Genomic DNA, 11,466 nt, shown 5'->3' with positions numbered 1-11,466 from the left:
ATGCGCAGCGGTCGTTGATCAGCGAAGCACAACGAGCGTGCCCAAGTGCACAGGACATCGGGTGCTCCCCGCAGCGAAATAAAGGAGGAGCCGAAGGCGGGGGACATTCGCGGAGGGGAGTACCCGGTGGCCTGTGCACGCGCCCTGAACAACGGCGCCCTGAACAAGAGCGCCAAGAACACAAGCGCCCCCCAACACAACGCGCAGCAAAGAGCTGACCATGCCCGACCCCCACAGCCTCCTGCAGCTCATCTGGCTCGCCTCCCCCGCCCTGCCCGTCGGCGGTTTTTCCTATTCGGAAGGCATCGAGGCGGCCGTCGAATGGGCCGGCATCGATTCGGAGGCCAAGGCCATCGAGTGGCTCTCCGACCAGTTGCACCTGAGCTTCGCGCGCGGCGACCTCGCGCTGGTGGCGCAAGCCATCCCGGCCTGGCGCGCAGGCGACGCAGCGCGCATCCGAGAACTCAACACTTGGGTGATGGCCACCCGCGAATCGGCTGAATTCTTCCTGCAGACCGAACAGATGGGCCGCTCCTTCGTCGAATGGCTCAAGCTGCACCACGACGACACGGCCACCGTTTTTGCCGGCCTGCCCGCGAGCTATCCCGTCGCCTTTGCCTTTGCCGCGAGCCGCACCGGCGCCTCCGTGCACGACGGCTGCCTGGCCTTTGCCTTCGGCTGGGCCGAGAACATGGTGGCCGCGGCGGTCAAGGCCGTGCCGCTCGGCCAGAGCGCGGGCCAGCGCATCCTGGCCCGGCTCGCCAACGAGATTCCCGCCGCCGTCGAGCGCGCCATGCAGCTTGGCGACGACGAGCGCCAGGCCTTTGCGCCCCTCTTGGCCGTGCTGTCGGCACGGCATGAAACACAATACTCGCGCCTCTTTCGAAGCTGACCGAACCGGACAACGCCCATGACCTCCGCCCTGCACCACATTCCCCATCGCACCAAGAAACTGCCGCCGCTGCGCGTGGGCATCGGCGGCCCGGTCGGCTCGGGCAAGACCACACTGCTCGAGATGCTCTGCAAGGCCATGCGCGACAAGTACGACCTCGTCGCCATCACCAACGACATCTACACCAAGGAAGACCAGCGCCTGCTCACCGTGGCCGGCGCCCTGCCCGCCGAACGCATCATGGGCGTGGAGACCGGCGGCTGCCCGCACACCGCCATCCGCGAAGACGCGTCGATCAACCTCGAGGCCATCGACCGCATGCTCGAGGATTTTCCCGATGCCGACGTGGTGTTCGTCGAATCGGGCGGCGACAACCTCGCGGCCACCTTCAGCCCCGAGCTGTCGGACCTGACGATCTACGTGATCGACGTGGCGGCCGGCGAGAAGATTCCGCGCAAGGGCGGCCCCGGCATCACCAAGAGCGACCTGTTCGTCATCAACAAGACCGACCTCGCGCCCTACGTCGGCGCGAACCTCGACGTGATGGAGCAGGACACGCAGCGCATGCGCCGCCAGCGGCCCTACGTGATGACCAACCTCAAGACCCACACCGGCGTGGCCGAGGTGGTGGCGTTCATCGAGAAGCGCGGCATGCTGACCGCAGACTGAGGCACGCCCTCAGAGTTCGCTGCCGTCGCGCAGCTGCCGCGCCTTGTAGACCAGCCGCACGCCCCCGCGGCGCGCATCGCGCACGTGCTGCAGGTACACGTCGGCATCCTCGTGCGTCCACGCCGCGTAGGCACTGCCGGGATCGTTCGAGGCCAGCTCGGCGCCGAAGGCCGCGCGGCCCCATCGGAGCAGTTCGGCAAACGCGGCCGCGCCGCCGTCGGGCACCGCCGATGCGGACGCGAGGTACTCGACGCGCCGCAGCTGCGAATCGGCAAAGAAGAAGGTCGGTTCGAACACCAGCCCCGCCATCGAGACCGGCGCCCCCTGCCAGCCGCCGACCAGGCCGCCCGCGAGCCGCTGCGGCCGCGGCACGCGCTCGATCGTGGGCATTGCGGCCTGCAGCTCGACGGCCGTCATGCCGAGCCGCACGCCGGGCGGCAGCGCCTGCGCATGCAGCGCCCCGGCGGCAAAGACTGCGGCGCTCGCGGCGAGTGCGCGAACGAGAGGACCGAAAAAGAGCGGGGGAACGAGGGATCGCAGCTTCGACATCGGAACAGGAAAGAATCAATTTGCGGCCAGCACAGGCAGCGAGCAAGCCGCAAGTATCGTGCGAGCGAAGGCCCGGCATCCTCGGCCGTGCCGAATGACCCGCATCAACCGCTTTCGCGGCAGTGCGAAGCGCCCGGCACTCAGCCTCCCGCCGACGCCGCCCGCCCGGGCAGCGGCAGCCGCAGCGTCAAGCCCAGCGCGCCGCCCGCGTCCGGCGCCGCATAGATGCGCCCGCCGTGGCGGCTCGCGATGCGCTCGCACACGCGCGCACCGGCATGGCCGACGACCTGCGTCGCCTCGAGAAAACGCGCCAGCGGCGGGCTCGCATCGGAAGCATCGAGATCCCTCCAGTGGATGACGGCCTGGCCGCGTTCCACCCGCGCCGAGACCTGCAGCGTGGCGCCGGGGGACATGACCTTTGCCGCATAACGCGCGATCTTCGAAAGCAGTTCCTCGAGCTCGGCCTCGATGCCGAACACGGGCACCACCTCGTGCGGAACCCGGATGTCGAAGCGGATCGGCCAGCCGGACGCGCCTTCGGAATCTTCAAAACTCCGCAGCGACGCGACAAGCGGCCGCAGGTCCTGCATGCGGCTCTCGCGCATCTTCTGCTCGGCCTCGTGGCGGGCCTCGGCGGCCATTTCGCGCGCTTGCGCGCCGGCCTTGAGGTTGGCAACGAACAGGGAGGCGATGAAGGCCAGCACTGCGGCGAGGCCGAGTGCAACGACGATGGCAATGGCCAGGCCCAGGTTGCTTGAATACATGGCTCGTGCGCCTTCAGCGCCCCTGCGGCGGCCGGAACTCCAGCGCACCGCCAGGGCCGCGTTCGCAGGTTCCCGACAAGCTATCGGCGCGAGGACCCGGAAGCACCGGGCGCGCGCCTTCGGCCTGGCCGTCGCACACGTCCCATGCGGCCATGGGCGGCCCTGGCGGTGCTTCGCCGCGAAAACCCGCGTGCCAGCCGGGCAGCGGACCATGGGGCGGCGGCGGGGGAAGCATGATGCAGCCGGACAAGCCGGCCGCGGCGAGCAGGCCCGCCAAGTGATGATGGATTCTGGTCATTCGAACCTCATGAACAAGTTCACGGGCACATGCGGCGGGGCTGTGCATTGCAAGGCCCCGCCGCACATCGCCTGTCGTCAGAACGCGTGCCGGATGCCGAAGTCGTAGCCCGTGGACGAGCGCGGCAGGCCCGTGTAGCTGACGCCGGCGCTGCCGTAGCCCGTGGTGCTGGCGGCGCTCAGGCTGCCGGTGTAGGCCGCATCGTTGCGGTTGTTCACGCGGGCCACGGTCGCGTACAGGGCCGTGCGCTTCGAGAGGTTGTGCACATAGCCGATGGCCAGCTTCTGCGCGCGCGGATCCTCGCCCGTGATGCCCGCGGCGCCTTCGTCGTAGCGCACGGTCGAGTACGACGCGCGGATCACGCCCGCCCCCACCGGCATGCTCGCGCCGATCAGGTAGCCGTTGTAGCTGTCGTGGCTGTTGCCGACGGCCAGGTCGAACTTGTTCTTCACGTTCGACAGCTCGCCGAACAGCTTGACCGGGCCGAAGTCGTACGACGCGCCGAGGTTGATGGTCTGCACCTTGCGGGTCAGCGAGGTGGTGTCCACCGCAACGTTCTCGCCCACGGCCAGTGCCACGTCGAGCGGCCCGTTCGCATAGCCGAAGCGCCCGCCCGCGTAGCGGCCCGCGCTGCTGCTGGTGGCGGCCGTGAGGTCGGTGGCGCTGGTCCGGGTGTTCTCGTTCAGGCTGTATTGCAGCTGGCCGTAGAAGCCACCGAGGTTGGGCGGCAGGAAGTAGCCGACCATGTTGCTCGCACGCACGTAGTTGGTGTTGTTCAGGCCGGTGCTGCCGCTCACGGTATTGATCACGCTGGCGCCCGAGCCGTTGGTGCCGAACGGATCGAAGACCGTGTCGTTCCAGAAGGTGGCGGTGTAGTCGCGGCCCAGCCGCAGTTCGCCGAAGCCGCCCGACAGGCTCACGGTGGAGCGGCGGTTGAAGGTGGAGATGCCGGTGGCGCCGTCATCGTTGGTGATCGGCGCTTCGAGCCAGAAGCTGGCGGCCAGCCCGCCGCCCAGGTCTTCCGTGCCACGGAAACCGATGCGGCTGGAGTTGTAGCCGGAGTTGGCGAGGCTCCACTTGCTCTGTTTGGAGCTCAAGCCTGTGGCCGCGTCGCGCGAGGTGGCCGACTGGTAGGTCACGCCGGCATCGATGACGCCGAACAACGTGACGGACGATTGGGCAGAGGCCAGGCCGGCAACGGCCAGCGCGGCGAGTGCCGTGAGGGATTTCTTCATACAGGTTTCTCCGGTTTTCAGCAGCTCTTCATCGAGCAGCTGGACGGATGGTCCCGTTCAAATTTGGAGGAATCTGGTCGATGCAGCCGGCTTTGCATCGACTGTTGTTTGTGCGCACGCCCAAGCCCTTCGGCCCTGCAAGGCCTCGTACCAGAAATCTCCCAAATGGCGCGCAATGCTCGGCTTCCGAAGGAGCCCGACATGACCATTGCAATGCAGAACACCATCGCAGCCTCGCTGGGTGTGCAGCAGCTCGCCAGCGCATTCAGCCCGGCCTTTTCCCATTTGCGCATTCTTCGCAACCTGATCATCCCGATGCCCGAGGGCAGCGTGGTGCGCACCGCCATGATCGATGCGGTGCTGGTGTGCGAAACCGGCGTCTACCTGTTCGAGATCAAGGCCTGGCGCAATGCCTTCGTCTACCGCAAGAAATCGGAGGCGGCGCCGCCGCGCTGGTTCCTGCGGCTGCAGGGCTGCAGCCGGGCACGCGAGGTGAAGGACCCCGCCTGGCAGGGCGGCCGCAAGACCACGCAGCTGCGAAGCCTGCTGAGCGACGAGCTGCGGCTGCAGTATTTCGTGCTGCTGCCCTGCGAGGGCGTCGAACTCGAAGGCGTGATGCCCGCCGCCGTGATCACCCAGCAGGACCTGCCCTACATTGCGCGCCTGGTGCGCAACAACGGCCGCACCGCGCGCAGCTATCCGCTGCTGGATGCCGACGCCATCGACCGCACTGCGCAGCGCCTGCTCGACATCCAGGGCAGCCTTTCTCTCGACGACCACATGCAGAACTGCCGAGAAAGAAGCGAGCAGATCTCCACGCGCTGGAACGGCGCGGGCGCTACTGCAACGGCAGGCATCGGGCTGCAGTAGGCGGCGCCTGCGGCACGCCCCCGCGCAGCGCAGGGCATCCCAGATTTCTCCGACTTTGGCGGGGACCATGCGGCGATGAATCCTTCCAAGCCCGCCTGCGTCCTTGCCGCCATGTTTCTCTCGATCGCCTGCGCGCCCGCCTGGGCCGCCGATCCGTTCACCGTCAGGGACATCCGGCTCGAAGGCCTGCAGCGCGTGGAGTCCGGAACGGTGTTTGCCACGCTCGGCATCAAGGCGGGTGACACCTACAGCGACGAGCGCGGCAGCGCAGCCATCCGCTCGCTGTTCGAACTCGGCCTCTTCAAGGACGTGCGCATCGACATCAACGGCAGCGTGCTGGTGGTGATCGTCGAGGAACGCCCGTCGATTGCCGACGTCGACTTCGTCGGCACCAAGGAATTCGACAAGGCCGCGCTCCAGAAGGCACTGCGCAGCGTGGGCCTGGCCGAGGGCCAGCCCTACGACAAGGCGCTGGCCGACCGCGCGGAGCAGGAACTCAAGCGGCAGTACATCAGCCGGAGCCTCTACAGCGCGCAAGTCGTCACCACCGTGACGCCGCTGGAGCGCAACCGCGTCAACCTGACTTTCAGCGTGACCGAGGGCGAGTCCGCGCGCATCAAGGAAGTGCGCGTGGTCGGCAACCAGGCCTTCGGCGAAAGCACCCTGCTCGACCTGTTCGACCAGGACAGCGGCGGCTGGCTGAGCTGGTACACCAAGTCGAACCAGTATTCGCGCAGCAAGTTCAACGGCGACCTGGAGACGCTGCGCTCCTTCTACATCACGCGCGGCTACCTGGAGTTCCGCATCGATTCCACGCAGGTCGCCATCTCGCCGGACCGGGAGACGCTCACGCTCACGGTCAACATCACCGAAGGACAGAAGTTCGCGGTGGCCGGCGTCAAGCTCGCGGGCAACTACCTGGGCCGCGAAGACGAGTTCAAGTCGCTCGTGACGATCCGCCCCGGCCAGCCCTACAACGGCGAAGACGTGAACGCCACCACCCGGGCCTTCACCGACTATTTCGGCAGCTTCGGCTATGCCTTCGCACGCGTCAAGGCAGAGCCGGAGATCGACCGCGACAACAACCGCGTCACGCTGGTGCTGCGGGCCGAACCTTCGCGGCGCGCCTACGTGCGGCGCCTGAACATCGGGGGCAACGCAAGAACGCGCGACGAAGTCATCCGCCGCGAGTTCCGGCAGTACGAGGGCGCCTGGTACGACGGCAACAAGATCAAGCTCTCGCGCGACCGCGTGGACCGGCTCGGCTTCTTCACCGACGTGAACATCGAGACCACCGAGGTGCCGGGCTCGCCCGACCTGGTCGACCTGGCGATCAACGTGACCGAGAAGCCCACCGGTTCGCTGCAGCTCGGCGCGGGCTACTCGTCGACCGACAAGGTGTCGCTGAGCTTCGGCATCACGCAGGAGAACGTGTTCGGCACGGGCAACTACCTGGGCCTGCAGGTCAACACGAGCTCGTACAACCGCACCATCTCCCTTACGGCCACCGACCCGTACTTCACGCCGGGCGGCATCTCGCGCACCTTCAATGTGTTCCACACCACCACCCGCCCCTACTACCAGGCAGACGGCAACTACAAGCTCGCGAGCGATGGCGGCTCGGTGCGCTTCGGGCTGCCGCTCGGGGAGATGGACACGGTCTACCTGGGCATCGGCGTGGAGCGCTACAGCTTCACGCCGGGCACCAACGGCGCCTACACGCTGGTCGACGGCTCCTACGTCTACACCGGCACGCCGCAGGCCTACCTCGACTACTTCCAGTGCACGGGCACGGCGCCAAGCGTGGTGTGCGCATCGAGGAACATGGTGGGCATTCCCGCGACCATCGGCTGGGCGCGCGACGACCGCGACAGCGCGCTGGTGCCCACCACCGGCCGGCTGCAGAGCGCCAACCTGGAGGTGGGCGTGGGCAGCGAGCTGCGCTACCTGAAGAGCACCTACCAGTACCAGCAGTACTTCGCGCTGTCCAAGCAGTACACGCTCGCCCTCAACGGCCAGCTCGGCTATGCCAAGGCGCTGGGCGGCACCACGTACCCCATCTTCAAGAACTTCTATGCGGGCGGGCTCGGTTCGATCTGCGGCTTCGAGCAGAACTCGCTCGGGCCGGTCGATGCGGTCACGGGCGGTGCGCTCGGCGGCACGCGCAAGGCCATCTTCAACATGGAGTTCAGCACGCCCTTCCCGGGCGCGGGCAACGACCGGTCGCTGCGGCTGTACACCTTCTTCGATGCCGGCAACGTGTTTGCCGAGCGCACCGCGAGCATGACCGATGCGCAGTGGAAGGCGCAGAACCGCCTGCGCGCCTCGGCGGGGGTGGGCATCAGCTGGATTTCTCCGCTCGGCCCGCTGCGCCTGGCCTATGCGGTGCCGCTCGTGTACCAGAAGCTCGACGAAGCCAACGGCATTGCGGCGGACCGGACGCAGCGCTTCCAGTTCCAGATCGGCACCTCGTTCTGAAGCGGAGCACCCCTCCATGAGCCGCATCCTGCTGGCCGAAAAAGGCCGCGAGATGGCCGCCGCGCTGTGCGAAGAGCTGCAGCGCGCCGGCCACGACGTGGAGCACATCGCCGATGGCGCCGCGGTGCTCGACCGCATCCTCAGCTCGCCGCCGGCGCTCACGCTGCTCGACACCGCGCTGCCGCGCATCGGCGGCCTCCGGGTGCTGGAGCAGGTGCGCTCGCACAGCGACCATCCGATCATCGTTCTGACGGCCCGCACGCGCGAGGCCGACCGCCTGCGCGGCCTGGACCTGGGCGCCGACGACTACGTGTGCAAGCCCTTCTCGCCGCGCGAAGTGGTGGCGCGCGTGAACACGGTGCTGCGCCGCCATGCGCAGCGCCAGCGCATCGCCATGGCCTCGCCTTCGGTGGCCTTCGGCGGCAGCGCCCACAGCGTGAGGATCGAGGGGCGGCTGCTCGCGCTCACGGGCCGCGAGCTGAACCTGCTGCAGGCGCTGTCACGCGAGCCGGGCCGGGTGTTTTCGCGCTCCGCGCTGCTCGAGGCGGCGTTTGCAGATGCGCTCGACGTGAACGAGCGCGCAGTCGACGGGCACATCAAGAACCTGCGCAGGAAGCTCGCCGCCGCATCGCCCGCGCACGACTGGATCCGCTCGATCTACGGGGTCGGCTTTGCCTTCGAGGAGCGGCCGGCCTGAACGCGAGCGCAGAGCTCGCGCGGCGGCCGGGCGGCGCGGCTGTCGGTGGCCATGATCGGCGCCAGCGTGGAAAGCGCCGAACTGCCCGCGCGGACCCGGCCGGCCGCGACGCATCCGCCGCTCGCCGCCACCACGGCGCCGACCACCAGGCCGCAGGCGGCCAGCAACCCCAGGAGGCGCTCCGCCAGCATGGGCCCGTGGTCTTCCGCAGCCTCGGCGCGGACGTGCCAGACGGCGCTCATATGCGCGGAGGCTCGGTGGCGGTGCCGGTCCCGCCCGATCGGGTGGCGCGTGCTTCCGCCCACACCACCAGCAGCGCCCAGACATGGGCCACCGCCCAGAACAGCGCGGCCAGCAGCAGCAACAGCGCGTCCATCCCCGGATCGGACCAGAGTTCGGTCCAGGACCACGGCGAAGGCGCCGGCGCGCAGTACCCCGGACTCGCCCATGCGAGCGCGGGGGCCACGAGGGCCTGCCAGGCCTTCTTCTTCGGGGAGCATCGGTGCGTGAGCGGGTTCATGGCACGCATCGTGCGGTTCGATTCGGGAGAAATGTGGGAGAGCGGTTCTCCCAATTTCCTCCTCGATTCGCGGCCATGATCGGCCGCTCCTCCATGACGCATTCCCGCCCCGTACGCATGCCGCAGAATGCGGCCATGCCTCCCCCGAGCCCATGCCGCGCCTGACACTTTCCAGGAAGATCTTCCTGGCGCTGGCCGCCTTGCTGATCGTGCTGCTGCTCAGCTTCGCTGGGCTTTCCATCGTGGCGCTGCAGCGCGGCCTCGGCTCCTACGTGGCCGAGATCGAGATCCGGCGCATGGACTGGCTCTCGCAGCTGCTGCTCAAGCACTATGCGGCCAACGGCGACTGGAAGAAGCTGCAGGGCAACGACGATGCCTGGCAGCGCCTGCAGATGGGCCGGCTCGCCGCGGTGCTCGACGGCGCCAGCAATACCGACGAAAGAAAGCTCCCGCCCTGGTACGAGAACCGCGGGCCGGGCGCAAACGGCAGCGGCCCCGAAGGCAACCCCGAGAACGGATCGCGCCCGCCGCCTCCTGCGCCCTCGCCCCAGCTCGAGCTGCTGCCCCGGCGCTTTCCGCCGCCACCGCCGCTGGGCTTCTTTCCCGATCCGCGCGAGGCCGCCGACTCGATCTTCCAGCGCCTGGGCGTGGTCGACGCGCACGGTGCGCACGTGGTCGGCGCCAAGGTCGACCCGGAGAATGCCGCGCGCCTGCCGATCCGCCACGGCCGCTCGGTCGTCGGCTACCTGGTGCTTGCGCCGATGCAGGGCCTGGAGAGCGAGGCCGACCGCGCCTTTCTCGCGCGCCAGTCCGGCGTGATCGCCCTCACCGGCCTGTGCGGGCTGGCCTTTGCGCTGATGCTGTCGTGGCTGCTCGCGCGGCGCTGGTTCCGGCCGATCGACGAGCTCACGCAGGCCGCGCAGCACGTGGCGCGCGGGCGGCTGTCCACGCGCGTGGCCGTGCATGGCTCGGACGAGCTTGCGCTGCTCGGCAAGACCTTCAACGACATGGCGCAGCGCCTGGACACGGTGGAGGCCTCGCGCCGCGCCTGGCTGGCCGATGCGGCCCACGAACTGCGCACGCCGCTGGCCGCCATGCGCGCAGAAATAGAGGCGCTGCAGGACGGCGTGCGCAGCTTCGACGAGCGCACCGCGCTGCGGCTGCATCGGCAGGTGATCCGCCTCGGCCAGCTGGTGGACGACCTGCGCAGCAGCATGCGCGAGCCGCAGAACGACCTGCTCGCGACCACCGTGTTCCCGCTCTCGCTGCTGAAGGAAGCGCTGGACCACACGCGCGACCGGTTCGCTGCGCGCGGCATCGCGGTCGACCGCAGCGCCATCGACCGTGTCTCGGCGCGCGCCCAGCCGATGATCGACGGCGACGCGCACCGGCTGCACCAGGTCTTCATGAACCTGCTGGAGAACACGCTCGCCTACACCGACGCCGGCGGCCGGCTGCGCATCGGCGCCACGGTCGACGGGGCGTGGACGGGCAACAGCCTGACCCTGCAGTTCGACGACAGCGCGCCCGGCGTTCCCGAGGCGGAATTGCCGCGCCTGTTCGACCGGCTGTTCCGCGGCGAGTCGTCGCGCAGCCGCGAGCTCGGCGGCTCCGGGCTCGGCCTGTCGATCTGCCGCGCGGCCATCGAGGCCCATGGCGGCACCATCGATGCCCAGGCTTCGGAGCTCGGCGGACTGCGCGTGACCATCACCCTTCCGCTGTCGAGGAGCGCATCGCCATGACCCGCATCGTCATTGTCGAGGACGAGCTCGACATCGCATCGGTGGTGCAGGATTACCTGCGCCACGCCGGCTACGAGACCACGCATTTCGCCGACGGCCAGAGCGCGCTCGACCACCTCATCGCGACGCCGCCCGAGCTCACGCTGCTCGACATCATGCTGCCGCGTCTCGACGGCATCGAGGTGCTGCGCCGCGCGCGGGAGCACACCAGCCATCCGATCATCATGCTCACCGCGCGCATCGAGGAGGTCGACCGCCTGCTCGGGCTGGAGCTGGGCGCCGACGACTACGTCTGCAAGCCCTTCTCGCCGCGCGAACTGGTGGCGCGCGTGCGCGCCGTGCTGCGGCGCACCGAGCCGCCCGCGGAGCGCGGCCAGGCGCGCCAGGGCATGTCCGGCCTGGTGCTGGACGACGTGCACTGGCGCGCGTCGCTCGAAGGCACGCCGCTCAATCTCACACGCCGCGAGTTCGGGCTGCTGCAGGTGCTGTCGCGGCACCCGGGCCGCATCTTCTCGCGCGCCCGCCTGCTCGAGCTGGCCTACGACGACACCATGGACGTGACGGAGCGCGCCATCGACAGCCACGTGAAGAACCTGCGTCGCAAGCTCGGCGCCGTCACCCCGTCGCACGACTGGATCCGCTCGGTCTACGGCGTGGGGTTTGCGTGGGAGGCGCCGGCCCAGGCCTGAGCGTGCGTGGGCGCTCTCCCGTCGTTTGCGATTAGGGGCCGCAGCCCAGCTTCGTTGCTTGAA

At 68.8% G+C, this 11,466-nt stretch carries 13 protein-coding genes; 7 read left to right on the top strand and 6 right to left on the bottom strand.

What is annotated here, in order from left to right; genetic code table 11:
- The first annotated feature begins 220 nt into the window (after positions 1-220).
- Both AC1DSC_RS23450 and ureG read left to right on the top strand, forming a co-directional pair.
- The gene (locus AC1DSC_RS23450) at positions 221-892 is read left to right on the top strand and encodes an urease accessory protein UreF (protein WP_369663463.1); all 672 of its coding nucleotides are present in this window, start codon (positions 221-223) and stop codon (positions 890-892) included.
- Between the two features lie 18 nt (positions 893-910).
- Entirely contained in the window at positions 911-1,561 is a 651-nt protein-coding gene (ureG, locus tag AC1DSC_RS23445; protein WP_015867022.1) for an urease accessory protein UreG, read from the top strand.
- A gap of 9 nt (positions 1,562-1,570) precedes the next feature.
- Here ureG and AC1DSC_RS23440 read toward each other — a convergent pair whose 3' ends face one another.
- From AC1DSC_RS23440 to AC1DSC_RS23425, 4 genes are all read right to left on the bottom strand, one after another.
- Positions 1,571-2,110, bottom strand: coding sequence for a hypothetical protein (locus tag AC1DSC_RS23440; protein ID WP_278877518.1), 540 nt, complete (start codon positions 2,108-2,110; stop codon positions 1,571-1,573).
- A gap of 140 nt (positions 2,111-2,250) precedes the next feature.
- A complete protein-coding gene (locus AC1DSC_RS23435; RefSeq protein WP_015867024.1) occupies positions 2,251-2,874 on the bottom strand; it encodes an ATP-binding protein in 624 nt (207 codons plus the stop codon).
- A gap of 13 nt (positions 2,875-2,887) precedes the next feature.
- Positions 2,888-3,172: a hypothetical protein gene (locus AC1DSC_RS23430; RefSeq protein ID WP_369663464.1), complete on the bottom strand. Its 285-nt coding sequence runs from the start codon at positions 3,170-3,172 to the stop codon at positions 2,888-2,890.
- 77 nt (positions 3,173-3,249) lie between these two features.
- A complete protein-coding gene (locus AC1DSC_RS23425; RefSeq protein ID WP_278877522.1) occupies positions 3,250-4,407 on the bottom strand; it encodes a porin in 1,158 nt (385 codons plus the stop codon).
- Positions 4,408-4,608: 201 nt separating this feature from the next.
- Between AC1DSC_RS23425 and AC1DSC_RS23420 the strand changes: the two genes are divergently transcribed.
- The 3 genes from AC1DSC_RS23420 to AC1DSC_RS23410 all read left to right on the top strand — a co-directional run bounded on the left by AC1DSC_RS23420 (position 4,609) and on the right by AC1DSC_RS23410 (position 8,452).
- Entirely contained in the window at positions 4,609-5,277 is a 669-nt protein-coding gene (locus AC1DSC_RS23420) for a nuclease-related domain-containing protein (protein WP_369663465.1), read from the top strand.
- Positions 5,278-5,352: 75 nt separating this feature from the next.
- Entirely contained in the window at positions 5,353-7,755 is a 2,403-nt protein-coding gene (gene bamA, locus AC1DSC_RS23415) for an outer membrane protein assembly factor BamA (RefSeq protein ID WP_478131930.1), read from the top strand.
- A 16-nt stretch (positions 7,756-7,771) separates the two neighbouring features.
- Entirely contained in the window at positions 7,772-8,452 is a 681-nt protein-coding gene (locus AC1DSC_RS23410) for a response regulator (protein ID WP_369663466.1), read from the top strand.
- On the opposite strand, the gene AC1DSC_RS23405 is transcribed toward AC1DSC_RS23410, so the two are convergent.
- Both AC1DSC_RS23405 and AC1DSC_RS23400 read right to left on the bottom strand, forming a co-directional pair.
- Complete coding sequence (locus AC1DSC_RS23405) at positions 8,413-8,694, bottom strand: hypothetical protein (RefSeq protein ID WP_369663467.1); 282 nt, start codon at positions 8,692-8,694, stop codon at positions 8,413-8,415. The two genes, AC1DSC_RS23410 and AC1DSC_RS23405, sit on opposite strands and share 40 nt — an antisense overlap.
- On the bottom strand, positions 8,691-9,026 hold the full coding sequence (locus AC1DSC_RS23400) for a hypothetical protein (protein ID WP_369663468.1): 336 nt from the start codon (positions 9,024-9,026) through the stop codon (positions 8,691-8,693). Before AC1DSC_RS23400 ends, AC1DSC_RS23405 begins: the two co-directional genes overlap by 4 nt.
- A 98-nt stretch (positions 9,027-9,124) precedes the next feature.
- On the opposite strand from AC1DSC_RS23400, the gene AC1DSC_RS23395 reads away from it, so the two are divergent.
- Positions 9,125-10,714 carry an ATP-binding protein gene (locus AC1DSC_RS23395; RefSeq protein ID WP_369663469.1) on the top strand — a complete coding sequence of 530 codons (1,590 nt, stop codon included), beginning with the start codon at positions 9,125-9,127 and terminating at the stop codon, positions 10,712-10,714.
- Positions 10,711-11,403 (top strand): response regulator, encoded by a 693-nt coding sequence (locus AC1DSC_RS23390; RefSeq protein ID WP_015867033.1) that lies wholly within the window; start codon positions 10,711-10,713, stop codon positions 11,401-11,403. Before AC1DSC_RS23395 ends, AC1DSC_RS23390 begins: the two co-directional genes overlap by 4 nt.
- The last annotated feature ends 63 nt before the right edge of the window (positions 11,404-11,466 follow it).

Source organism: Variovorax sp. 01N425, from assembly GCF_056399465.1.
The sequence above is the reverse complement of the archived record's forward strand: the minus strand, read 5'-3'. Positions and strand labels throughout refer to the sequence as shown.